Origin of the sequence: Flavobacterium sp. 5 (genome assembly GCF_002813295.1) — a bacterium.
GTDB lineage: Bacteria > Bacteroidota > Bacteroidia > Flavobacteriales > Flavobacteriaceae > Flavobacterium.
The window spans coordinates 2,258,566-2,284,273 of the sequence record NZ_PHUE01000001.1 but is presented as its reverse complement, the minus strand read 5'-3'; the positions used below and the strand labels follow the sequence as shown (position 1 = coordinate 2,284,273).

Genomic DNA, 25,708 nt, shown 5'->3' with positions numbered 1-25,708 from the left:
ACAAAAATTATGAAAATTCTATCTCTTTTGTTTTTAACGTTAGTTCTTGGTAAAAACTGTCAAAGTCAAAATAATCCTGATTTGATTACAGCAAAAATCGAGTATACTGTCAATTCAAGGGGTTTGTATAATAATATTGTTGTCGAAAATAAAACAGTGTCAGTTACAAAGATAAGAGATGGGAAACCAGTTTCTAGTTCGCTGACAGATGAACAATGGAATGCCTTAATTACTGAATTCCAGAAGGTGGATTTGGAAGAAATTCCAAGTTTAAAAGCACCCACTCAAAAACGTTTTCACGATGGTGCGGCAATGGCAAATTTGAAAATAATATATAAAGGAAAAAACTATGAAAGCCAGACTTTCGACAATGGGTTTCCACCAGAAAAAATAAAAAACATAGTAAATACATTACTATCCTTTTCAAAAAAAGAATAATGACAATAAAAGAAATACAAAACGAAATTATAGACGAGTTTTCTATGTTTGACGACTGGATGCAACGTTATGAATATATTATCGATTTAGGTAAAAACCTTCCTTTAATTAAAGAAGAACTCAAAACCGATAATAATCTCATCAAAGGATGTCAATCCAAAGTTTGGTTGCAGGGTGAACAAAAAGATGATACTATCGTATTTACAGCTGATAGTGATGCTATTTTGACCAAAGGAATAATCGCAATTTTAATCCGCGCTTTTTCAAACCAAAAAGCAGCTGATATACTAAACGCAGATACTGATTTTATTGACGAAATAGGATTGAAAGAACATCTTTCGCCAACAAGAGCTAATGGATTGGTATCAATGATAAAAAATATTAAAATGTACGCATTGGCATTTGATGCTAAGAAAAATTAAAATTAACCATATAAGACATTTAAATATTAAAAATTTACCATTCAGAAATTAAGACAATTTAGCTTAATGAAACTTAATCTCTTAATGGTTGAATAAAAAAACTTATATGTTTTAAAATAAAAAAAATAAAAATGGAACAAGAAATAGACACCACAGAATTAGGAGAATCAATTGTAAAAAAATTGAAAACCATTTACGATCCAGAGATTCCAGTAGATATTTACGAATTGGGATTGATTTATGATGTAATGGTAAATACCGATTTGGAAGTAAAAATATTGATGACGCTAACTTCTCCAAACTGTCCAGTAGCGGAAAGTTTGCCAAGAGAAGTAGAAGAAAAAATCAAATCAATTGAAAATGTTAAAGATGCTGAAGTAGAAATCACTTTTGACCCGCCATGGAGCAAAGATTTGATGAGTGAAGAGGCAAAGTTAGAATTAGGAATGCTATAAAACAGTCATAGTCGAAAGTCATAAAGTTTAAATTAGAAACTTTATGACTTTCGACATTGTTTAAGACTTACCATGGAAGAAATTATAAATAAAGTAGCCAATAGTGTTTTAGAAGTTTTTGATCTTGAAGACTATTATCCTGCTGGAGTTCGAGCGCAAATCGATATTTCCCAGTGGCTTTATGAAGGCTTTTTGTTAAAGGAAAAAGATTTTAGAGAGCATCTTAATAATCAGGATTGGTCAAAATACCAAGACCAATATGTGGCCGTCACATGTGGTACAGATGCCATTATTCCTCAATGGGCAATTATTTTAGTAACTATGCATCTTGCTCCTTTTGCCAAAAAAATTGTAAACGGGTATGTTGAAGATTTGGACGCATCTCTATATGAAGAACTTTTATCTTCTATTGATTACACGGTATATCAGGATAAACCAGTTATCATAAAAGGCTGTTCCAAAAAACCAGTTCCTATGCGAGCTTATGTATTGGCAGCGCAATATTTACAGCCTTATGCCAGAAGCATAATGTATGGCGAAGCTTGTTCGGCCGTTCCTCTATACAAAACAGCCAAAAAATAATTATTTTTTAATTTAGCGTTTTTTACCCCTTTATTCTTTTCGTTATATTTGTATTAGAACTAATACTCTTACAATGAAAAAAATACTATTGTTAGCTATTCTGCTTCAATTTTCAGGAAAAATTTTAGCTCAATCCTCTGAAAAAGAATTAATCAAAAAAACAGAAGATGCAGCAAAAACTGTAGATGATACCATTAAGAATGGCTGGATGTCAAATGGCAAACTCACCTTTCTTTTTAACCAAGCCAGCTTTAACAATTGGATCGCAGGCGGTGAAAATAGTTTCTCGGGAAACCTTGGGGTTGATTATAAAATAGATTACAAGAAAAATACTTTTTCATGGGAAAATAGGATCTTAGCTTCCTATGGGTTGCTTCAAACACAAAGCGCTAGTTTTGAAAAGAAAACGGATGACCAACTCGAAATCAATTCTATTATCGCTAAAAGAACAGACGGAAGTAATTGGTATTATTCATTTTTAGCAAATTTTAGAACACAGTTTACAAAAGGATATCTATACTCTAAAGATGAAAATGGAGCAGAAATAAGAGAAGAAAACACCAACTTTATGTCGCCAGGTTATCTTCTATTTGGTCCGGGTATGTATTGGAAAAAGACAGAGAATTTCAAAATTAATTTTGCTCCCTTAACATCTAAATTCACTTTTGTAGACAGTTTTTACACTTCTGTTCCTGATTATGTAGATGGCAGTTATTTTGGAGTAAATGCAAACAAAAGTGTATTATATCAATTAGGTTTCAATGCAACTGGCTATTATAAATTCACATTAATGGAAAATGTCACTGCCGAAAATCTTTTGAATTTATATTCTAACTATTTAAAAGATCCGCAAAATATTGATATCAATTACAATTTAATTATAGTAATGAAAATAAATAAAATATTAACTGCCAATTTTAATTTTCAAGCTATCTATGATGATGATGCTTTTTCAGGTTTTCAAACTAAAGAAGTGTTTGGTGTAGGGCTGAATTATAATTTTTAGATCAAATAAAAAAGACCTTTTAGTAATTACTAAAAGGTCTTTTTTTATTATTCATTGTCTTCTTCTTTCTCGACAGCATCTTTATAATCTGGATATAAAAATTTGTTATATGGAAAACGAGTAATGTGTATTTCTCGAACCGCCTCGTAAACACACTCTCTAAATTCTTCAAAATTTTCTTTTTGAGATGCTGAAATAAACAAAGCATTTTGTCCATCCAAACGGTGCATCCAGGTTTGCTCCCATTCTTTCAATGTAAAATGTCTAGGTGTTTTCTCGGTCATTAAATCATCTTCATCAATAGTCAAATGTTTATAGGCGTCAATTTTATTGAAAACCATGATAACAGGTTTATCATGAGCTTTAATATCCAATAAGGTTTGATTTACCGATGCAATATGATCTTCAAATTCTGGATGTGAAATATCTACAACATGCAATAACAAATCGGCTTCACGAACTTCATCCAAGGTACTCTTGAAAGAATCTACCAATTGAGTAGGCAATTTTCGAATAAAACCAACAGTATCTGATAGTAAGAAAGGTAAATTCTTAATAACTACTTTTCGAACCGTAGTATCTAATGTTGCAAAAAGTTTATTTTCTACAAACACATCACTTTTTCCAATAGCATTCATTAATGTCGATTTTCCAACATTGGTATAACCCACCAAAGCCACACGCACCATCGCACCACGATTACTGCGTTGTACACCCATTTGCTTATCGATAGTCTTAATCTTCTCTTTAAGTAATGCTATACGATCGCGGACAATACGTCTATCGGTTTCAATCTCGGTTTCTCCAGGACCACGCATTCCGATACCTCCTTTTTGACGTTCCAAGTGTGTCCACATTCCAGAAAGTCTTGGTAACAAATATTGACATTGCGCTAGTTCTACTTGTGTTCTTGCATAAGAAGTCTCTGCTCTTTGAGCAAAAATATCAAGTATAAGATGCGTACGGTCTAATATTTTACAATCAATTATTTTAGATATATTCTTTTGTTGTGAAGGTGATAATTCATCATCAAATACTAAAGTTGATATGTCATTTTCTTTTACAAAAAGACAAATCTCTTCCAGCTTTCCAGTTCCCACAAAAGTTTTAGGATTGGGACGTTCCATTTTTTGCGAAAAGCGCTTAACCACTTCTCCCCCAGCTGTAAAAGTCAAAAACTCTAATTCATCAAGATATTCTTTGAGTTTTTCTTCACTTTGGTTTTGAGTAACAATACCAACAATAGCCGTTTTTTCAAAATTTATTATTTCTTTTTCTAACATGTCTCTAAATAAGGATGCAAATTTAATGATTTGAAAGCTACAATTCCTTTATAAATTAAAAATTAAGATAAGAACCATTTTATTAGTGGCTATAAATTAAAAAAAATGCCCTTCATTTCGGAAGGGCATCTTTATATATACAATTTATTTGTTCTATTTTTTAGATAATTTTGATAACAATCTTAAAAATTCGATATACAACCACACTAGTGTTATCATCAATCCCATTGCACCATACCATTCCATATATTTTGGCATTCTTTGTTCCACTCCTTTTTCAATTCTGTCAAAATCTAAGAACAAATTTAATGCTGCAATTACAATTACAAATACGCTAATACCAATACTCATCATAGAATTTCCATAATGTACTGGTACAAAACTTGTGAACATAGAAAACAACCAAGAAACTAAATAATAAGTTGCGATGGCAAATGTTGCTGCTATAACCACTGATTTGAATTGCTCGGTTACTTTAACAATTTTATATTTATACAATCCAAGGCAAACTGCAAAAGTCACAAAGGTTGCGCCTACTGCCTGAGTTACAATTCCAGGATATTGCACTTCAAAAATAGCAGATATCCCACCAATAAATAATCCTTCAAAAAGTGCATATCCAGGAGCTAAATAAGGTGAATATTCAGGTTTGAATGCAGCAATTACTACCAAAATTAATCCAACAATTGCTCCACCAAATGCAGGAACTATTGGATTGATTCCATTAAAAGTTGCCCACCAAATTACTGTTGCAGAAGCAATCAATAATAAAAAAAGAATTAAACTTCTGTTGATCGTTCCAGACAAAGTCATGTCTTGATTATTATCAATAACAGTAGCATAATGCACTTCATCTTTTCTGGAAGCAGCTGTAGAAAATGTTTTGTTATTTAAAAAAGGGTTATTCGAATTCATGATTTTCTAGTTTAAATTTTATCAAATATAATTTATAATATTGAGAAGATGATTTAATTTTTTATTAAATTTTTTCTGCTATTTACTCGATAGCCAAGATCTTGGATTGGCATAAGTAGTGTTTTGAGTAATTGCAAATTTTAATATTGTTTTGCCTTCTCCGTTGGTTCTAATTTTACCCAATGCTTGTTTGATGCTTATTTTATCTCCTTTACTCACACTCACTGAAGTCAAGTTTTGGTATAAAGTAAAGAAATCTCCATGTTGTAACATAACTACTTTATTTACTGGAGAAATAATAATAACACTTGCCACTACTCCTCCAAAAACAGCTCTAGCATTTGAACCTGAATCTGTCGAAAATTCTAAACCACTATTGTGAATTACCAACGCTTTATATACTGGATGTGCCTGATCACCAAATCCCAAAGAAATAAATCCTCTCTCTACTGGCCAAGGTAATTTACCTTTGTTCGCTTTAAAATTATCTGAATCTACTTTACCATCTGAAGTCAAATCCATTTTAGTAGTAGAAACGGCTACAGGTTCTTTAATAGGGACTTTAATTGTTTCTACATTAGTTTCAACTTTTGCGATTGCTTTTTCAACTTCTTTTGGAATTGGAATCGGTTTTGGAATCGGTTTAGAATTGGCTTTAGCTTTTGCAGCTGCCAATGCATTTGCTTTTTCAATCTCTTTTTTCTTTTCTAATGCTTTAGCCTTTTCCAAGGCATTGGCTTTGGCAATAGCATTAGCTTTTGCTATAGCATCAGCTTTTGCTTTTTCTCTCGCTGCTTTTTCTCTCGCTGCTTTTCTATTGGCTTCAGCAATAGCTTCACGAATTAATTTATCAATTTTTTTGTCTATAGATTTTGACTCTTGTTGTCTTTTTTTGATCTCTGCAATAATTTTATTTTTATCTTTCTTTAAAGAGGCAACAAGCTTTTCTTGCTCTTGTTTTTCATTTTCTAAAGACAATCTTTCTTTATCATTTTCAACTATAAGCTGCTCTTTGGCACTTTTTTGAACATCCAATTTTGCATTAAACGTATATAAAGTATACGTTTTAGATTGTATTTCTTCTCCTTGTATTTTCCTATAATTGGTATATTGTTTCATATATTGAGCTCTCTTATAAGCTTGTAAAAAACTCTCTGAGGATAATAAAAACATGGCTCGACTCTCTTCAGAACGGCTTTTATAGGATTGAACAATCATCTTAGCATAATCTGCTTTGAGTAATTCAAGTTCCTTTTCTAATTTATTTATTTGTGCTTGATTAACCGAAATTGAATTTCCAAGAAGTGTCTTTTGCTTTTCGGTAGTTGCAATTAATTCTTCTTTAAGTTTAATCTTATTGCTTTGTAAAACTATCGCTTTGGTAGCTGTTTTTTCTTTTTTCTTTACCGTTTGAAGTTTTGTTTCGTTTTCTCGAATCTCCTGTTGGATTTTAACTTTACGCTCTTCTAATTTTTTTTGCTGATTATCTTGACTCCAGATTACAGCAGTCGTTATTAGAAAAATGAAACTTAGAAAATATTTTAACATCGTAAATTATATATAATGCAAACTTAATGAATGATTTTATGAAAAAACAGCACTATCTTACTTTTGTAAATAAAATAGTGCTGTTAATATTTTTATAGTAATCCTTACATATTATACAACCAACTTGCCGGATTATTGTAGGTTGTATTTTGTGAAATTGTAAACTTCAAAATTGTTTTTCCCTCACCATTCGTTCTAATTTTTCCCAAATTTTGTTTGATGGTTACTTTCTCTCCTTTGGACACAAAAACCGAACTTAAATTCTGATACACAGTAAAACAATCCCCATGTTGTATCATTACTGCTTTGTTTACAGGAGATAAAACGATAACACTCGTTACTTCTCCAGCAAAAACAGCTCTGGCATTTGATCCTTGTTCTGTTGTAATTTCTACTCCACTATTGTGAATTACAAGACTTGGATAAACTGGATGTGGTTGTTCACCATAGCCTAATGACACAAAACCTTTTTCAACAGGCCAAGGCAGTTTTCCTTTATTAGCTCTAAAATTATCAGCTAATATTTTAGCTTCAGCTGTTAATACTATTCTAGATGATGTATAAGCTGCAGCTGGAGCATTTGGATTTTCACTTGCTGCCTTCCTGTTAGCCTCAGCGATAGCTTCACGAATTAAACGATCAATTTGACGATCAATAGCTCTGGACTCTGTTTGTTTTCTTTTAATATCGGAAGTGATTTTCTTCTTGTCTTTTTTAATTGAATTCACCAATTTCAATTGTTCCTTTTTTTCCTTTTCAAGAGATAATTTCTCTTTATTGTTTTCGGCTAATAATTTTTTCTTGGCTATTTTTTGAGCATTCAACTTATCATTAAAACCTAAAAGTTGATCCGTTTTCGATTTAATTTCTTCGCCTTGCATTTTTCTATATCCTGTATATTGCTTCATATACTGGGCTCTTTTGTAGGCTTGTAAAAAATTCTCCGATGATAATAAAAACATAGCTCGACTTTGTTCAGATCTGCTTTTATATGATTTGACAATCATCTTTGCATAATCTTCCTTAAGAATCACTAGCTCTCTATTCAGCTTATTGATTTTTAATTGATTAATATACATGTCATTCCCAAGAATTTTAGTTTGCTTCTCGGTAGTATGAATCAATTTTTCTTTTAGCTTAATTTTATTACTTTGCAAAATAATCACATTAACGGCAGATTTTTCTTTTTTCTTTACCGTTTTTAATAACTTTTCATTGTCCAAAATTTCTTGTTGAATTTCGGCTTTACGCTTTTCTAATTTTTCTTGTTGCGTCTCTTGCCCCCAGATTACTGAGGTCATGCATAAAAAAAATAGTCCTAAGAGAAATTTTCGCATTTTACAATTATATTGGTTCAAATTTACTTAATTAAAATTCTTTTATAGCCATTTGGCACACTATATGGAAAATTAAGTTCTTCGTTTATGGTTATGGTATTGTATCCCAAATTAATTTCGGTCTTTCCTTTATCCTGTTCAGCATTAATAGCAATATCAGATGGAATCGGGGATTCATTATACTTTTTATAATCCGAATACAAAACTTCAATCTTTCTATTTTCAGCAGTTTGGGTAATCTCCTGCTTATTTAATAAAAATGAATCTTTGTTAAAAAAGAAATATTTTTTAGTGTTACTTTTTGAAAGATCTTCCAATCGATAGGATTGATCAACTAACGAGTCTTTGTATTTTCCTTTGGTTAAATCATCTATTGCCTGACCAATTAGTATATTTTGAACTTTATTGAAATCTAAATCTGTTCCGAGCCATTTACTTAATGAACTAAAATCTCCTTCAAAATAAGTTCCATTTAACTTTTCATAATAACTTACAGAAGCTGGTGTTATCAATGCTTTTGCCATAGTAATTCCCAGAAAACGAATACTTACCAAAATTTGTTCATCTTTTTTTATCTTGATTTCAGCAGTTAAGTTTTGAGATTGTTTTTCGTCATTATATTTTACATTGGATTTTATGTATAGTGTTTTAAAATCGCTCTTATTTGCATAATAGTTTTTTAAAATTCGTTCAGCTGAAATGCTATTCGAATCTTCTTTTTTACTTTGCTCTACAACTTTTCCCTTTACTTTACAGGACACCAATAGTAGTGAACTGCTCACGCATATTATACAAACAAAAAGTAATCTTGTTATAAATCGATTCATTATTTTTTCCCTTTTAATAATTGATTGGCTTTGTTAAAATATAATTCTTTCTTGGCTACATCGCCTAAACCACTATAGGCTTCCCCCAGTTGAATATTGAAATTGATTTCTAGATCTTTATTTTCAACCACATAATCAAATCCCATTTCAAGAATATCTTTAGCTTTTTTGAAAAATTTCAATTGGTTATTGGCCATTCCTGCATAATAATAAAACTGAGGTTCGGCTGGATAAGTGTCAATCATCACTATAGCTTTTTTGAGTACAGGTTCAAATTGTTTGAGTTCGGTATTGGCTTGAAGCCAAAGTAAATTGGTCTCCAAATCGACTTCTGAATTGCTTCTCTCCGACATCTCATAATACTTAATTGCTTTATCCCATTGTTTTTTATTGTGATAAAATTTACCTATTTCCTTAGCAACATTTACGGTTGCATCATTTTTAAAATAACCAATTGCATTATCCAAATCAGCAGTAAATTGAGGATTTGCATTTGAGAAAAGTAAAAATTCATTAAAGATTCTGTGTTTTATTTTAGAATCAACTTTAGGACTTGCCAAAACTATATTCATAGATTTGACAGCACTCACACCATCATTATTTTCGAGATAGTTTTTAAACAAACTTACTTGTGCCCAAACTGATTCTGGAATTACTTTTTCTAATTTTTTGGCAACTTCCATTACTTTACCTTCTTCATTATTATTAGAATATAAAAAAATTAAAGCTATATAATTAGATTCTTCTTTTGGATTTTTATCGATTAGATTTTTTAAATTATCAACTTCTGAATTTTGAAATTTCCCTTCCGATAAGATTTCCATTTTATACATTTCTCTTCTTTCGGTTTTTCCAACTTTTTCATTCAGCTCATTGATTCCAGCCAAAGCTTTATCATATTGTTTAGTAACCATATAAAGCGAGACCAAATCCTCTTTGTATTCAGCATCAAAAGGAATGATTTTATCAACGATGATTATGGCTTGATTGAAATCTTTAGTCTCATAACACACGTCATACAATCCAACCCAAAACCATTTATTATTGGAATCAATTTGTGTGGCATGCTCAAAAGAGGAATATGCGTTTTTGTAATCTTTGGAAGCTAAATAATTCTTCCCCATTTCAAAATAAATGGTAGCATCATTAGGTTTCAATTTTAAACATTGATCCAATGCGGCCAACGATTTGTCATAGTTTTCAATACTTTTTTGAAATAGAGATTCATAAAAAAAATCTTGAAATTTATCCCCTTCCATTTTAATTTCCTCTGGTTCTGCTTGTGCCAATACAGTAGTAGTATTGCTAAGCAAAATAGATAACGTTAATATGAAAGTCCATTTTTTTACCATCAAAAAATATGTATTTGGGAGCAAAACCATTAGTAAAAATCTCCTTTGCAAAATAAATTAAAAAAACAACAAAGCAGCATAATAAATACTTAAATAATGCTGCTTGTTTTTTTTGATATTGTTTTTAATTATTCCAAAACCGAATAATCTCCAATACTTATGCTGGTAAACTTTCCATCGAAGCTTGCATGATTTCCAATCATTGCATTATCTAAAACGGCATTTTTTATATGTGAATGTGTTTGTATCAAACTATTTTGTATTGTGCTATTTTGTACATGACAAGCATTTCCTAATGATACATTTGGTCCAACAGTTGAATTAATTAAAATTACATTTTCTCCAATATAGCAAGGAGGAATTATAGTTGAATTCTCTAATTTAACATTTTGAGCTACCAAATTAATTCCGTCGTTCTGAAGAAAACCAAGCATTCTGGAATTGGTTTCTACTGTAACATCTTTGTTCCCGCAGTCCATCCATTCATCAACTTTTCCAGGAACAAATTTCATTCCTTTGGCCATCATTTGTTTAATTCCGTCATTGATTTGATATTCGCCACCGTGAATAATATTATTATCTAATACCAGTTGCAATTCGTTTTTTAATACAGCAATGTCTTTAAAATAATAGATTCCGATTACTGCCAAATCTGAAACAAATTCTTTTGGTTTTTCAACTAATTCAACTATCTCGTTAGCATCATTTAAATTGATAACTCCAAAAGCTTCTGGTTGATCTACTTGTTTTACCCAAATCACACTGTCGGCAGTTTTGTCCAAATCAAAATCGGCACGAATTAAAGTATCTGCATAAGCAATAACTGCAGGTCCGCTCAAAGAATCTTTGGCACACATAATAGCATGACCTGTTCCAAGCGCTTCATTTTGATAGTAAATAGTTCCTTTGGCTCCTAATTTATTTGCAATAGCGACTAAATCATCTTCTACTTGTTTACCAAAACTTTCGTGAATTACAAAAGCTACTTCTTCTATTTTCTGATTTAAAACTGCTGCGATATCTTCAACTAATCTATGAACAATTGGTTTTCCCGCCACTGGAATTAATGGCTTTGGAATCGTTAAGGTATGTGGGCGAAGACGTGATCCGCGTCCTGCCATTGGTACTATTATTTTCATCTGGTTTGGTTATTTTATTTTTAATATTTTGAAATTTAAAGATTTAAAATTCATACGTAATGTTTAAATTATTAACCTTTAAAATTATTAAATTCTATTTCACTCCTGTACTCCCAAAACCGCCTTCACCTCTTGAAGTTTCTGATAATTCCTGAACTTCAATCCATTCTGCGCGTTCATGTTTGGCAATAATAAGTTGTGCAATTCGCTCTCCATTTTCGATCACAAATGCATTATTGGATAAATTTACTAAAATTACTCCTATTTCGCCTCTATAATCAGCATCGACTGTTCCTGGTGCATTTAGTACTGTGATTCCATTTTTAGCGGCCAATCCGCTTCTTGGTCTTACTTGTGCTTCGTAACCAATTGGCAATTCTATAAAAAGTCCAGTTTTTACAATGGTTCTTTCTAATGGTTGTAAGGTTATTGCTTCGGTTAAGTTTGCTCTCAAATCCATTCCTGCTGAAGCAATGGTTTCGTAGTTAGGCAATGCATGTTGCGATTTGTTGATAATGTTTATTGTCATGTTTTTTTGTCTAAAGGAAATTAAATACTGGAATGCCCTAGCCCTGATAGTAGTGGAAATCCTTTTTTGAGGCTTTTTGCCGAAAAAAAGATTGGAACGAATAGCAGGAAATAGCTCCTAATTTTTAACAGGTCGTTTTAAAATTCGTAAAAGAGTTTCTTTTTCGTTATAATAGATGAAGCCCATAAATATGGCTAAAAGTAAAATTCCGATATAATAATTTTGGTTAAATCCGTAGAAAGAAATACAAGAAAAACCTATTGATAATATTAAGTAACCAAATATTTTTTTCTTGTCGTAAGGGATTGGATAATACTTGTTTCCGAGATAATAGGAAATGAACATCATACTTCCGTATGCTGAAAGGGTAGCAATTGCCGAACCGTAATAACTGTATTTTGGAATCAATAAGTAGTTTAATACCAGAGTTACAGTAGCACCAACTATAGAAATATAGGCACCAACATAAGTCTTATCAATAAGTTTGTACCAAACGGAAAGATTGGTGTAAATACCAAGGAAAAAATTAGCCAAAATAATTAACGGAACTACTTTCATTGCTTCCCAATAGGAAGAATTTGGAATCATGACTTGTTTTAAAAGATCGGCAAATACGATTACAAATAATAAAATTAATGATCCAAAAATCACGAAGTATTTTGTAACTGTCGCATAGGTTTGTTGCGCATTTTCATTGGAAGCATGGCTAAAAAAGAAAGGCTCAATTCCTAAGGTATAAGCGGTTCTGTATAAAACCATAAAAAGTCCCAATTTATAACAAGCAGAATATACCCCAACTTGTTCATCGGCAATATTTGCTGGTAATAGTTTACCCAAAAGAATTTTGTCAAATTGTTCATTGATTGCAAAAGCAATTCCTGCAATCATTATAGGCAATCCATAACGCATCATTCTTTTCCAAAGTTCATAATCAAATTTCCATTTTATGGTAAAATAATCTGGAAAAAGCACCACAAAAGTTACAAAACTGGCTATGATATTGGCTAGAAAAATATACCCTATCTGAAAATTTTCGATATAAACAGAACTTAGAAAACTATCTGGTTGAGAAATTGAGACACTTGGCAAATACATCAGAAAGAACAAATTCAGACAAAGGTTGACAAGAACATTTCCTATTTTGATTGCCGCATAGAACATAGGTCTTTGATTGGCTCTCAGTTTAGAGAAAGGAACTATAACTAAAGCATCTAAGGCCAAAATCCAAATGGAATAAGTGATATATTGGGTATCTACTCCCGACCAAATTGCCAAAGAATTTCGAAATAATAATGCAACAAATATAAAAAGTATTGTGGACCAAAAAATAGAAATAATAGTCGTTTCGACAACACTATCTTTGTTTTTCTCAGAATTATAAAATCTGAAGAATGCTGTTTCCATTCCGTAAGCTAGAATAACATTGAAAAAAATCATCCAAGCAAATATTATCGATACCTTTCCGTACTCAGCCTGTGGCAATAACCCTGTATAAAGTGGTACCAGCAAGAAGCTGAACATTCTTGGTATTACTGTGGCCAACCCATATATGGCTGTTTGTTGAAAAAGCTTTTTGTATAAACCCAAAATGTGTTGTCTGTTAATTATTATAAAGCAAAAATAACCAATTCTTTGGTTATTTTTTGTGTTTTGGTGTTGAATAAAGTTGAAATATGATTTTGGTTTTTAGGTTAATCCCTCCTCATTTAACATTTTTAAAAAATGAAAGCCTCTTGGTTCATACCCTTGGTTATAATAAAAACGATGGGCGATAAAATTTCCAGTAAAAGCATCCAATACAATTACATTACAACCTTCGGCTTTGGCTTTATCTTCAATATAATCAGTCATTATTTTTCCAACTCCTTTTGATCGGTGTTCAGGATGCACTATGAAATTATCAATCTCTATATACTTTCCAGTCCAAAGCTTCATGGCTGTCCAAAAACCAGATATTCCTACACAGACATCTTCTTCAAAAACGGCAACTTGTTTGTAATTATGAGGAACCATTTCCTGTAAATAGGATTCGTATTTTTCCATTATGAGTTTGGGGTACAAATGTTGCATCACATTAATTTGAGCGAGCATTTCGGGAACAGTAGTTAGTTCGACAGTTTTCAATTGATTGGTATTTAAAATAGAGGAACAAAATTAATCAAAAAGAAACTATTCAAAAAAAAGAAAAAAAATAATTGAAAAATCACCAAAAGTGGGTATTGCACAAAACTTCTTAATGACTGATATTTGTATAAGTAAAATTAAATAAGGGGTTCATAAAGCTAATCGGTCCCCACAAAACAGAGCACGGGTAAAGCTAAGTTTCACCCACAAAAAACAGAGCACAAGGGTTGATAAAGCTAATGTTCCCTTAAAAAAACAAGCCCAGGGAAAGCTAAGTTTCACCCTTAAATACTGAGCTCAAGGACTATAAAGCTATTTGTTCCTGTAAAAACAAAGCATAAAAAAAGAGCCAAATGGCTCTTTTTTCGTTTTATATCTTTTCTTTAAATTATCCTTTTAAAGCTTCAGCTCCACCAACGATCTCAAGGATTTCGTTTGTAATAGCAGCTTGACGAGCTTTATTATAAGTCAATTTCAATTGATCTCTCAAATCAGTTGCATTATCAGTAGCTTTATGCATAGCAGTCATACGCGCTCCATGCTCTGAAGCAAATGAATCACGAATACCTTTGTACAATTGTGTTTTTAATGCTTTTGGAATCAAAGTCATTACAATTTCTTCTTTTACAGGTTCGAAAATGTAATCTCCTGTAGATACCGCTTTATCCGATTGAATAGAAGCTAAAGGCAAAAATTGTTCTACTTGAACGATTTGAGTAGCAGCATTCTTAAATTGATTGTAAACCAATTCAATTTTATCATATTCACCAGAAACAAACTTTTCAGTTAAAGTTTGAGCAATAACTGCAACATTATCAAAAGTTAATTGATCAAAAACAGTACTTTGATTATCAACAACAGTCAACGTTTTAGATAAAATATCGTTTCCTTTTTTACCAATAGCAAAAATATCTACTTGCTTACCAGCATAATATTCTGAACGGTTTTTAGCTTCCTTAATTACATTCGTATTAAAAGCACCACATAAACCTCTATTTGAAGTTATAGCAACAATTAACACTTTTTTTACTTCACGTTGTGTCGTAAATTCTCCACCAACATCACCATCAAGTGAAGCTGAAAGATTTTGTAATAATTCCGTTAATTTTTCGGCATAAGGTCGCATTGCTGTGATTGCATCTTGTGCTTTCTTTAGCTTTGCTGCAGAAACCATTTTCATTGCCGATGTAATTTGCATCGTTGATGAAATGGAAGTAATTCTATTACGGATTTCCTTTAAATTTGCCATTCTTTATAATAGTCTAAAGTCTAATGTCTTAAAGTCAAAAGTCTATAAATGTCAATAATGACTTTAGACTTTTGGCTTTAAGACCTTTGACTGATTTTAGTTATATTTCGCTGAAATTTCTTTTGCTACTGATTCGATTACATCTGTAATTTCGTCTGTTAATTTTCCTGCTTTCAAAGCATCAAGAGTAGCTCTGTGTTTGGCATTCAAGAATTCTAAGAAATCTTTCTCAAATTCTTTTACTTTATTCACAGGAACACTTCTTAATAAGTTTTTAGATCCAGCATAGATAATAGCAACTTGGTCTTCAACAGTATAAGGATCATTCAAACCTTGTTTCAAGATCTCAACGTTTCTTTTTCCTTTTTCGATTACGTTTAAAGTAACAGCATCCAAATCAGAACCAAATTTAGCAAACGCTTCCAATTCACGGAATTGTGCTTGATCTAGTTTTAAAGTACCTGATACTTTTTTCATAGATTTAATTTGAGCATTTCCTCCAACACGAGATACAGAGATACCTACGTTAATCGCTGGACGAACCCCAGAGTTAAACAAATCTCCATCAAGGAAAATTTGACCATCTGTAATCGAAATTACGTTTGTTGGGATATATGCAGAAACGTCACCTGCTTGAGTTTCGATAATTGGTAATGCAGTTAATGAACCTCCACCTTTAACGATTCCTTTTAATGAATCTGGTAAGTCATTCATGTCTTTTGCAATTCCATCATCAGCAATTACTTTACAAGCACGCTCTAATAAACGAGAGTGTAAGTAGAAAACGTCTCCAGGATATGCTTCACGTCCCGGTGGTCTTCTTAATAAAAGAGAAACCTCACGGTAAGCAACAGCTTGTTTAGATAAATCATCATAAACAATCAAAGCTGGACGACCAGAATCTCTGAAATATTCTCCAATTGCAGCACCTGCGAAAGGAGCATAAACTTGCATTGGAGCTGGATCAGAAGCATTTGCAGCAACAATAACTGTATAAGCCATTGCACCTTTTTCTTCTAACATTTTTGCAATTCCTGCTACAGTTGAAGCTTTTTGTCCAATTGCAACATATATACAAAATACAGGTTTTCCTGCATCATAAAATTCTTTTTGATTTAAGATGGTATCAATACAAACAGTTGATTTACCTGTTTGACGGTCACCAATAACAAGCTCACGCTGTCCACGACCAACTGGGATCATAGCATCAACCGCTTTTACACCTGTTTGAAGAGGCTCAGTAACTGGTTGACGGAAGATAACTCCAGGAGCTTTTCTTTCTAATGGCATTTCGAATAATTCACCACCGATTGGTCCTTTTCCATCAATTGGAAAACCAAGCGTGTTCACTACACGTCCTACCATTCCTTCTCCTGTTTTAAGAGAAGCAATACGTTGTGTTCTTTTTGCAGTTGATCCTTCTTTGATTCCTGTTGAAGGTCCTAAAAGTACCACCCCAACATTATCTTGTTCAAGATTCAAAACGATAGCTTCTAATCCGTTATCGAATTCAACTAACTCACCGTATTGAACATTTGAAAGCCCATAAATAAGAGCAATACCATCTCCAACTTGAAGTACAGTTCCTACTTCCTCTAGTGTTGCACCAGATTCAAAACCCTCTACTTGCTTTCTTAATATTGCTGATATTTCAGCAGGTTTAATTTCCGCCATCTTAATTTATAATTTAGACACTAATGTGTAATAAAACTAATTACTTAACTCTCTTTTTAATACTTGTAATCTGTTAGCAACAGAAGCGTTATACTGCTGATCGCCTATTCTTAATATAAATCCTCCTATGATCGCAGGATCTACAATATTTTCAATCGTGATTTTTTTATCAGATAATGTTGCAATCTTTGCCAAAACTTTAGCTTCAAGTGCAGCATCCATAGCAATTGCTGTCGTTACTTTAGCAACTTCAACATTGTTATTAATATCAAATAATTTATTATACTCTGTAGCTATAACTTCAAGAATTTCAAATCTTTTATTTTCAAATAATAAATGAAATAATCCTTTTGTTACGCTGTTAACAGTAGCAAAAACTTCTAAAAGTGCGTTCTCTTTTACATCAACTTTAATGGTTGGATTATGAATAAATGTATTCAATTCCTCATTACCTTTAATAGTTGAAGCAATAGATTTCATGTCATTATTTACAACTTCAGCAACTCCTTTAGAAATAGATAGATCTAAAATTGCTGTTGCATAACGAATTGCTGCTCTAGTACTTGCCATGATTAATTCAATTTTACATCACCTAACATTTTCTCAACTAATTTAGTTTGAGCTTCTTTGTTAGATAGTTCCTCTTTTAATAATTTTTCAGCAATGCTAAGAGACAAAGTAGAAACCTGTAATTTCAATTCAGCCATAGCTGCATTTTTTTCACTTTCAATAGCCGCTTTAGCTTGTTCAATCATTTTTTGACCTTGAGCTTGAGCTTCATTTTTAGCATCTTCAACCATTTTGTCTTTCATTTCACGAGCATCTTTAAGCATGTTGTCACGCTCTAATCTAGCTTCTTGTAAAATACGTTGGTTGTCAGCTTGCAAATTTTGCATTTCTTTTCTAGCATTTTCAGCTGAAAGTAATGCATTTTTAATTCCTTCTTCTCTATCATTTACGGCATCAAGAATTGGTTTCCAAGCGAATTTTTTCAATAATACAATTAATCCAACAAATATTAATATTTGCCAGAAAAACAAACCTAACTCAAACTGATTTATTAACTTTTCCATTTTTTATAAATTGTAAATAGTATTTTATAAAATTTAATCTGTTTAATATAATTTTCAACATTTAATTAAAACAATAGTTACAACCAACCGTTGCAACTATTGTTTGTTTTTTCAGTGCTAATTAAGCTGCGAATAACGCTGCGAAACCAATACCTTCAATAAGTGCAGCAGCAATAAGCATAGCTGTTTGGATTTTTCCAGAAGCTTCTGGTTGACGAGCAATAGCGTCCATTGCTGAACCACCAATTCTACCAATACCTAAACCTGCTCCAATTACAATTAATCCTGCTCCTACGAAATTTAAACCTTCCATAATATATATATTAAAAATTAAACATTCAATTTTAATTTTAGAGTGTAGATTTAGATTACAAATTTATTAAATCTGAAATCCTAAATCTGAAATCTAAATTTTAGTGATGAGCTTCCTCATGGTGATGTTCTTCTACTGCACTACCAAAGTACAAAGCAGATAACATCGTGAATATATACGCTTGTAAAAAAGCAACTAATATTTCAAGTAAAGAAAGTGCAAATGACAATCCAAATGACAAACTACTTCCTAACCAACTTTTGAAAATAAACATTAACCCAATAATACTCATCAATACAATGTGTCCCGCAAAAATATTTGCGTACAAACGTATCATTAATGAAAATGGTTTAATAAAAACTCCTAATAACTCAATTGGAGCCAATACAATACGCATTACTTTTGGCACACCTGGCATCCAGAAAATGTGACCCCAATAATTTTTATTAGCCGTAAGGTTTGTGATTAAGAAAGTAAGTATCGCTAATGAAAAAGTAATTGTAAGATTTCCTGTAGCATTAATACCAAAAGGCATCAAACCAAAAATATTTAAAAACAATACAAAGAAAAAGATAGTCAATAAATAACTCATGTATCTTTTATGATGTTTTTCTCCAATGTTCGGTATAGCAATTTCGTCACGTACATATAATACGATTGGTTCAAAAATACGACCGATCCCAGAAGCGATTCCATTATTCTTAACATATGATTTTGCCAAGCTTGTAAAAATCACAAACATCAAAATCGCAGCAAGTAGTATAGAGAAAACTGTTTTTGTAATTGATAAATCTAAAGGACGCACATTTGTCGGAAATCCAGTTGCCTCATCTTCGGTAATAGTACCTTCAGCATCTGTTTTGTAAATTTTTCCGTCGTGGTGATTAATTTTGTAGAAATTTCCGTTTGACTCAGCAACAGCTTCTCCGTGTTCAAATTTTGAAGAAGAGAAAACTTGCAATCCACCATCCCAAATTATAATTGGTAATGGAAATCCATAATGAACTCCTGTTTCATCGTCTTGGGAAAAAGAAAATTCGTGAGAATCTAAAACGTGGTGTTTGATAAATCCTTTAACTTTAGATTTTACATCAGTAGGTTCAGCGTGTTCTTCATGAGCTGTTTTTACACCTTCGTGAGCTTCTACATTTTCAACATTTGTAGCAACTGTTTCAGTGTTTGCAAAACTAATAAAAGGAAGACATATAACGTAACTCGCTATAATAAATCTAAGTGCTTTGTTCGAAATCACCATATCTCTTAATTATCTTTTTTTTAACGATTCTAAAATTTGGTGCAAAGGTACATTTTTTATTAATACCCAAAAGCATATAAAAGTATTTTTTTGAGAATTTGATTAACTTTGGGTACTGATTATTTCTTTTCGTTAACTAAGCGTATGGTAAAAAGGGTCTCAATTGTTAAAAAGACAATAAACAACACTAAGAAATTTATTCTTTCGGCTGGATTAATTGATTTTGGCATTTGTAATAATGGCCTTAAAATCAAATAACAAAAAATCATTTTTACACTTGTTGCTAAAAGAAAAGACATTCCAACATTGTCGAAACTTTTTTCTTTAATTGTTAATAAAACACGGAAAATAATAGCTGACAAAAAGAAAAAAATCAAATATAATGTTTCTAAAGAGTAATAAAATTGGTCGTATTTGATAGTAAAAATACTGAAAACCATTTTGTGAATAAGATATAAACCGCCTGAAACGCCCGCCAAAGTTAAAAAAGGATACAACTTTTTGAAATTCATTCTGTCAATTTTATTGTTTTTTATTGATTTCATTAACTTGTCTAATGACATTATAAAGTGCCAAAACCACGCCTACCATAATCATTATTTTTACGTAATATACTTTTGTGCTGGGGTGATTTTCATCCAGCCAATTTCCCAAATAGGAAAACAAAAATATGATAACTCCCATCTGTATTGGGATGTTAATTAAAGCCAACCATTTATTATAGTTGTTCTTTTTGGGATCATTATTAGTTGTCACTGTAGTAATTTATTATTGTTTAGCAAACATAACACAGGATGCATTAAAGACAGCACCTGGCTCAACTGAAAGCTTTCCTATTTCGACTTCTCCAATAATACTAGCTGATTCTTTAATGTTCAGCATATCCTCTACTTTTATCTTACCTTCAAATTTTCCTTCTATATCAGCTGTATTGCAAATAATATCTCCCTTGACACTTCCTGCCGGACCAATTACTAATTTTCCATTAGATGTAAAATTTCCAATTAGTTCACCATCTAACCTAAAATCTGCTGGCGAAATGATATCCCCGTGTATAGTTGTACCTTCTACAATTCTATTAGTCTTTCCTAAAAGATCTGTGTACGATTTTGGCTTTTTATCAAACATAATTACAGTTTTTTTATTGAAAGATATTCTTCTAAATTTTTCTTTATTTGAACTATTTTATAATTCTCATTCGAAATGATAATTCCTGGTTGACTAATTTTATATTTTTCGTTCTCTGCAAAAAGAGCGGCAACAAACTGAGCATACGATTCTGAATGTATACCTTGAATTGAAACAAAACTTTCTTTTTCGGTATACGAATCACAAGTATATTTTAACCTCTCGACATTTTCATTGGCAAAAAACAAAACCACCTTGCTTTCAATAGCGGCTTCTGCTTTTCTGTCATTTTTGTCTATTTTAAAGACAACTTTCCAATTTTTATTATCTACAGTACTAAATTTCATTTGTTCCAAAAGTGGAATCTGAGTTTTAAGAATTTCTACAGCATCTTTTCCTTCATTACTGTTTGAATAATTATCGGCAACATATTCTATTGCTTTTTTATAAGCTACTAGTCCATACATTTTACCAATAGTATTTGCTTTTAGCAATTCAAATTTTGGCACAATAGCTTCTCCTGTAAAATGACTAATTAAACCATCTACCTGTTGTAAAACTGAAGCAAAAGATTCTTGTTTGAACAATCGATACAAATTATCATACTCCCCTTCTGGAGTGCCTGTTACTAACCCATCTTTTGAATTTGGATTGATAATAATTTGTGCATATCGTGAATTTGGATATTGACTTATAATGTCCTGTTTAAGTGACTCTGCTTTTGATGGATTCGTTATCTCGTAGATTTTAAACAAATTATATTTTGTAGGAAGAATTAATTTTTCTTCTGGCTGATACGTTAACAATTGTTCCAATCTTGCTGAAGCTAAATTATATTCTTTGAACTTTTCTTTATAAATAACTCCTAATTCATAATAAACAGCATTTCTTTCTTTGCTGATACTGTCAATCACTTTTTGTGATTTTGGCAATTGTTTCAAATAATAATCTGTCGTATATTTTTCGTTCACAGCTATAGGAGCAGCTACTTTATCTTCTGGGATAGCAACAGTAGTAGCGACAGCTCCTGTAACATTTGCACCTGAATTTGCACCTGATGTAAATCTCCAATAGCTGTTTTGAACCCTATTACCCCATATTTTTTTGAACTCTAATCTTCCGTAAGCAACCGTATTGGGGTTGTAAAAATAAAATGTGCTCGCAATTGGTGTTGCGTTTGTATTTGGTGTATCTGTTGGAGGGTTTAAAGATTGTCCATTTTGATTAGGAATTGCTACATCAGTACTTCCTCCTCCTCCGTTTAACAAAATGTTATTTTCTATCTTTTTTTGTTTCTCTTCAAGCAATTTTTTAAGCTCATCACTGTTTTTCAATTTTTGAATATAATTCTCATAATAAACAATTTGATCAGGCTCTTTTAAATTAGCTACATAAATAATACTATCATTTCGTTTAGCAATTTCCTCATTAATAATAACCTCATCTAGATTTTTTCTGATTTTTGAAATCTGAAGGTATTCTCTGGTTTTTGGATCTAATAATTCTAAAGATTTATCGTAGTTTTTGGCTGCACTGAGATATTCGGTATGCTTAAAATATAAATTTCCAATATTTCTATAATTGGAAGCATTCAAATAGGGATCAGCAGACTTGGTCTCCAAAGAAGCATGATAAAAATCTAATGCCTTTTCTTTTTCATTATGATGATCATAAAAAATTCCGATACTATGATAGATCACATCCAAATATGGTCGATTTTCTCTGTCTTCCATAATCTTTTTAGATTTTTTGACAAATAAATCGTAATCTTCATTTTTATAATCAGACAATTGTGCTTTTTTGGCATAGGCCTGAATTACAAATTTCCTTTCGGCTTTTCTATTCATATCAATGACCGTTTGATAGAAATAAATGGCACTATCTTTTTGACCAGCTTCTTCATACAATTGTCCTAGCAAAAAAGAATAACGTTCTTTTTCTTCGTGGATTTTAGTAAATTGATTAGCCAATTTTAGTTTTACTACTGCGCTGTCTTTTTCTTCTAAATTCAGAAAAGCACTAGCTAAAATCGCATTAGCATTGGCAAATTCTTGATTTTCTAACTTTTGCTTTTTAATCTCATTTTTTTCATACTCATTGTCTTTGATGAGTTTTGAAATGTTTTTTATCGCAACTGCCTCATTCCCTAAACGAACATTAGTTTTTTCGCGCCACATTTTGGCATCGTAAATATTACTGCTATTGGGATATTTATAAAGAATGTAATTGAATGCATCTAAAGCTGGTATAAATCTTTGATCATAATATCTTGATTTTCCAAGTAATAAATACGCTTCATCTATTTGATAATTTTTTTCGTTTCCTCCAATATTCATAGAGTGTTTTTGAATTGCCTTGGTAGCTTTGGTTTCAGCTAACTCAAAATCTGCATTTTTTTGCTTTCCATCTGCAGGCACGTCATCACTAACTTGCATCTTTTCGACTGGTAAACGTTTCCAAAAATTTTCGACAGTGTTGTCATTTATTCCTTTAACACCTTTGTCTAGAGCAATTTGCCCATTATATAATATATTAAGTTTGGTACTTAAAGCATGAGAATTTCTAGCCAAAAAAGTATCCTTCTTGGTAGAACAAGCTATCAAGAGAGAGATAATAATTAAAACTAAAATGCATTTCGATGTATTGCTATTCAAGGGAAAACGTTTAATTCATTAAACTTGTTAAAAAGTCTTTTAGTATAATGACTTGTAAAAATACGTTTCTTTTTGAAATATATAAATTTAAACCGCAAAAAACAATTCCAATTCTTGAAGAGTTTCTTTAGATGTTAACATGTCTTTGACTAATTCTCCTTTATTCAAGGCAACAATTCTATCACAAACATCAACAGTATGCTGCAAATCATGGCTCGAAACTAATACCGTAATATTTGGATTATCGGCTAAATCTTTAATGATTTTTTTTAGTCTGTTTACGGTTGTTGGATCCAAATTGGCAAAAGGCTCGTCTAAAATAATGACCTCTGGATTCCCTATTAAAGTAGCAATGATCCCAACCTTCTTTTGATTCCCTTTGGATAAATCACGTAAGTATTTTTTATTTTTAAGAATCTCACCATTGAAAAACTCAGTGTGTTGAATCAATAACGCATCAACATCTGCTTTGTTTTGTCCTCTTAAATCTCCAATGAAATAAAAATATTCTTCTGGAGTTAAATAGCCAATCAAAAAACTCTCATCCAAAAAAGAAGCTGTAAACGGTTTCCAATTTTCACTAGTATTTACCTGGATATCATGGTTTAAAATACTTCCTGTTGTTGGCTGAATTAAATCTAGCAGCAAACTAAAAAAAGTAGTTTTTCCCGCTCCGTTATTCCCTACTAATCCAAAACTTTGCCCTTTTGGAATTTCTAATGATTCAATATGTAGTACCGTAGTATCGTTGTATTTTTTAGAAAGATTATTTACTTGTATCATGATAATTGTAAATTTTATATTTTAAACTAATTGTTTTAATCGACTAATTATATTTTAAGCTTTTTGTTTATAAGCTTCAATGGTTTTGTATTTTTCTTTTTTATAAATTTTTTCTATCATTGAAAAAACAACATTTCTAAACATAAATCCTAATACACCAACCAAAGCTACTAAAGCCAATCCAAGTTTTGGATTCATTAAATAAGAACCTAGCCAATATAAAAGAACTGGTAAAAGCAATTTAGGTAATGAAAGTAGCATAGTATTAACATTAAATGATTTCTTATCGCCAAACGCTCCTTTTGACATTGATAAATCAATTGGCGTTTTAGTAAAAGCCCCACCTAATAATACTAAGTGTGAATTTACACCTATATTATAAATGGCTCCTGCCACTATGGTAAGATAGACTTGCCATCCAAAATATAAATAGAAAGATGCCAAAATAGTCGAAACCACTGTAGCAATAACAATTAGCCACCATTTTGAATTCAAATAACCACGATAAGGAATATTTTGAGTCATCATCAATTGATAATAAGAACTATCCCAACTGGGAACAAACTGTCCGAAGGTGAATAAAAATCCACCCGACACAAAAATTCCTGCAAAAATGTGCATTATGGGTTTATCATAAGCTTCTACACCTCCTGAAAAAAACAGTAAACCATAAAACAAAAACATCACACTCATCCCAACTGTCGTTTTCGAGCGTTTATTTCTTTTTATTAATTTGATATCATTTTTCAAAAACGTTCCTAATGTTCCAAACTGATTTAACCAAGTTAGATTTTCGGTTTTAGCAATATCCTTTTTAACAGTCAATCCTGCATCTAAAAACAAATCTCCTTTTAAATAATTATATGTCCAATAGTACAATCCCATCAAAACTAAAACCGGAACACTAAAAAGCCATTTGGTATGGAATAATGCATCAAAAAAAGGAAGTGAATAATTCGTAATATCAAACAGTTTATAATATTGACAACCCGCCAATACCACAACAATAGCAATAAAAATGCCTAACAGGTTATCTTTGTTATTCAATAAAATGTTTAAAAAATTATTACAGTACACTAATGAAAACAGCGCTATTCCCCAAAGTATAACACTTAAAGGTTCATAACCTTCATATAATAAAACAGCACAAAAAGGAAGAAAGAAAAATGCATGCATTATATTAAAAAAAGACAAGGCTGTTTTTCCCAATGAGAAATGTACAATCGTTGGTCTCTTAAAAGGTAACGACAACAACGGTCGAATGTTCATTACTGGAATTGCTTGAAGCAAAAGCCGAATAATCAAATCCATAAAAAAATAGTACAGCAGGTATTTGTTTATAGTTACCAAAGGATCTAATTGCATTTTCTTAAGAATATAAAATGCGCCAACTCCTATTGCTAAAAAAACTAACGTAAAATAAAGGACAAGAAATCCCATTAAAATTTTCAGAGCCAAACTCGAAGCGAAAGAGGCTGATCTTGTAAAGGATTTCCATTCAAGATAAATAAATTTTGCAAACATGGTTTTTTATTTGGTTTTGTAAATGAGTCTTTTAGAGTAGGAAAATGTTACAAAAAAGAAGATAAAATAATTTGAATTATGTCATTTTTTTTCAATGC

At 31.5% G+C, this 25,708-nt stretch carries 27 protein-coding genes; 5 read left to right on the top strand and 22 right to left on the bottom strand.

Annotated features, from left to right (window positions below; all coding sequences use genetic code 11):
* Positions 1-9: 9 nt before the first annotated feature.
* The 5 genes from CLU82_RS09290 (at position 10) to CLU82_RS09270 (ending at position 2,903) form a co-directional block, all read left to right on the top strand.
* A complete protein-coding gene (locus tag CLU82_RS09290) occupies positions 10-438 on the top strand; it encodes a hypothetical protein (RefSeq protein ID WP_100842832.1) in 429 nt (142 codons plus the stop codon).
* The gene (locus tag CLU82_RS09285; protein ID WP_100842831.1) at positions 438-860 is read left to right on the top strand and encodes a SufE family protein; all 423 of its coding nucleotides are present in this window, start codon (positions 438-440) and stop codon (positions 858-860) included. The genes CLU82_RS09290 and CLU82_RS09285 overlap by 1 nt, the downstream gene beginning before the upstream one ends.
* Positions 861-991: 131 nt before the next feature.
* A complete protein-coding gene (locus CLU82_RS09280; protein WP_100842830.1) occupies positions 992-1,315 on the top strand; it encodes an SUF system Fe-S cluster assembly protein in 324 nt (107 codons plus the stop codon).
* A 72-nt stretch (positions 1,316-1,387) separates the two neighbouring features.
* The gene (locus tag CLU82_RS09275) at positions 1,388-1,897 is read left to right on the top strand and encodes a DUF2480 family protein (RefSeq protein ID WP_100842829.1); all 510 of its coding nucleotides are present in this window, start codon (positions 1,388-1,390) and stop codon (positions 1,895-1,897) included.
* Between the two features lie 73 nt (positions 1,898-1,970).
* Positions 1,971-2,903, top strand: a complete 933-nt coding sequence (locus CLU82_RS09270) for a DUF3078 domain-containing protein (protein ID WP_100842828.1) — start codon at positions 1,971-1,973, stop codon at positions 2,901-2,903.
* Positions 2,904-2,950: 47 nt separating this feature from the next.
* Here the strand turns inward: CLU82_RS09270 and hflX are convergent, their stop codons facing one another.
* The 22 genes from hflX to CLU82_RS09160 all read right to left on the bottom strand — a co-directional run bounded on the left by hflX (position 2,951) and on the right by CLU82_RS09160 (position 25,610).
* Positions 2,951-4,186 (bottom strand): GTPase HflX, encoded by a 1,236-nt coding sequence (gene hflX, locus CLU82_RS09265; RefSeq protein WP_100842827.1) that lies wholly within the window; start codon positions 4,184-4,186, stop codon positions 2,951-2,953.
* Positions 4,187-4,339: 153 nt separating this feature from the next.
* Entirely contained in the window at positions 4,340-5,101 is a 762-nt protein-coding gene (locus tag CLU82_RS09260; protein ID WP_100842826.1) for a Bax inhibitor-1/YccA family protein, read from the bottom strand.
* Positions 5,102-5,179: 78 nt separating this feature from the next.
* Positions 5,180-6,649, bottom strand: coding sequence for a murein hydrolase activator EnvC (locus CLU82_RS09255; RefSeq protein ID WP_100842825.1), 1,470 nt, complete (start codon positions 6,647-6,649; stop codon positions 5,180-5,182).
* A gap of 104 nt (positions 6,650-6,753) precedes the next feature.
* Positions 6,754-7,986 carry a murein hydrolase activator EnvC gene (locus tag CLU82_RS09250; protein WP_100842824.1) on the bottom strand — a complete coding sequence of 411 codons (1,233 nt, stop codon included), beginning with the start codon at positions 7,984-7,986 and terminating at the stop codon, positions 6,754-6,756.
* A 23-nt stretch (positions 7,987-8,009) separates the two neighbouring features.
* Positions 8,010-8,813: a DUF4292 domain-containing protein gene (locus CLU82_RS09245; protein WP_100842823.1), complete on the bottom strand. Its 804-nt coding sequence runs from the start codon at positions 8,811-8,813 to the stop codon at positions 8,010-8,012.
* Positions 8,813-10,165, bottom strand: coding sequence for a lipopolysaccharide assembly protein LapB (locus CLU82_RS09240; protein WP_100844993.1), 1,353 nt, complete (start codon positions 10,163-10,165; stop codon positions 8,813-8,815). Before CLU82_RS09240 ends, CLU82_RS09245 begins: the two co-directional genes overlap by 1 nt.
* Positions 10,166-10,293: 128 nt before the next feature.
* Positions 10,294-11,304, bottom strand: coding sequence for a sugar phosphate nucleotidyltransferase (locus CLU82_RS09235; protein WP_100842822.1), 1,011 nt, complete (start codon positions 11,302-11,304; stop codon positions 10,294-10,296).
* 94 nt (positions 11,305-11,398) lie between these two features.
* Positions 11,399-11,833, bottom strand: a complete 435-nt coding sequence (gene dut, locus CLU82_RS09230; protein WP_100842821.1) for a dUTP diphosphatase — start codon at positions 11,831-11,833, stop codon at positions 11,399-11,401.
* Between the two features lie 117 nt (positions 11,834-11,950).
* Entirely contained in the window at positions 11,951-13,420 is a 1,470-nt protein-coding gene (locus CLU82_RS09225) for a lipopolysaccharide biosynthesis protein (RefSeq protein ID WP_100842820.1), read from the bottom strand.
* 99 nt (positions 13,421-13,519) lie between these two features.
* Positions 13,520-13,924: an N-acetyltransferase gene (locus CLU82_RS09220; protein ID WP_100844992.1), complete on the bottom strand. Its 405-nt coding sequence runs from the start codon at positions 13,922-13,924 to the stop codon at positions 13,520-13,522.
* Positions 13,925-14,345: 421 nt separating this feature from the next.
* On the bottom strand, positions 14,346-15,206 hold the full coding sequence (gene atpG, locus CLU82_RS09215; RefSeq protein WP_100842819.1) for an ATP synthase F1 subunit gamma: 861 nt from the start codon (positions 15,204-15,206) through the stop codon (positions 14,346-14,348).
* A 96-nt stretch (positions 15,207-15,302) separates the two neighbouring features.
* Complete coding sequence (gene atpA / locus CLU82_RS09210) at positions 15,303-16,880, bottom strand: F0F1 ATP synthase subunit alpha (RefSeq protein WP_100842818.1); 1,578 nt, start codon at positions 16,878-16,880, stop codon at positions 15,303-15,305.
* 36 nt (positions 16,881-16,916) lie between these two features.
* Complete coding sequence (gene atpH / locus CLU82_RS09205; protein ID WP_100842817.1) at positions 16,917-17,450, bottom strand: ATP synthase F1 subunit delta; 534 nt, start codon at positions 17,448-17,450, stop codon at positions 16,917-16,919.
* Between the two features lie 2 nt (positions 17,451-17,452).
* Entirely contained in the window at positions 17,453-17,953 is a 501-nt protein-coding gene (locus CLU82_RS09200; protein ID WP_100842816.1) for a F0F1 ATP synthase subunit B, read from the bottom strand.
* A gap of 121 nt (positions 17,954-18,074) precedes the next feature.
* Entirely contained in the window at positions 18,075-18,266 is a 192-nt protein-coding gene (atpE, locus tag CLU82_RS09195) for an ATP synthase F0 subunit C (RefSeq protein ID WP_100842815.1), read from the bottom strand.
* Between the two features lie 100 nt (positions 18,267-18,366).
* Entirely contained in the window at positions 18,367-19,521 is a 1,155-nt protein-coding gene (gene atpB / locus CLU82_RS09190) for a F0F1 ATP synthase subunit A (protein WP_100842814.1), read from the bottom strand.
* A 119-nt stretch (positions 19,522-19,640) separates the two neighbouring features.
* Positions 19,641-20,033 (bottom strand): hypothetical protein, encoded by a 393-nt coding sequence (locus CLU82_RS09185; RefSeq protein ID WP_100844991.1) that lies wholly within the window; start codon positions 20,031-20,033, stop codon positions 19,641-19,643.
* A gap of 10 nt (positions 20,034-20,043) precedes the next feature.
* Complete coding sequence (locus CLU82_RS09180) at positions 20,044-20,277, bottom strand: AtpZ/AtpI family protein (protein WP_100842813.1); 234 nt, start codon at positions 20,275-20,277, stop codon at positions 20,044-20,046.
* 12 nt (positions 20,278-20,289) lie between these two features.
* On the bottom strand, positions 20,290-20,649 hold the full coding sequence (locus CLU82_RS09175) for a polymer-forming cytoskeletal protein (RefSeq protein ID WP_100842812.1): 360 nt from the start codon (positions 20,647-20,649) through the stop codon (positions 20,290-20,292).
* A 2-nt stretch (positions 20,650-20,651) separates the two neighbouring features.
* Positions 20,652-23,303, bottom strand: a complete 2,652-nt coding sequence (locus tag CLU82_RS09170; protein ID WP_232735233.1) for a lipopolysaccharide assembly protein LapB — start codon at positions 23,301-23,303, stop codon at positions 20,652-20,654.
* Between the two features lie 87 nt (positions 23,304-23,390).
* A complete protein-coding gene (locus CLU82_RS09165; RefSeq protein WP_100842811.1) occupies positions 23,391-24,086 on the bottom strand; it encodes an ABC transporter ATP-binding protein in 696 nt (231 codons plus the stop codon).
* 54 nt (positions 24,087-24,140) lie between these two features.
* Complete coding sequence (locus CLU82_RS09160) at positions 24,141-25,610, bottom strand: DUF5687 family protein (protein ID WP_100842810.1); 1,470 nt, start codon at positions 25,608-25,610, stop codon at positions 24,141-24,143.
* Between the last annotated feature and the right edge of the window lie 98 nt (positions 25,611-25,708).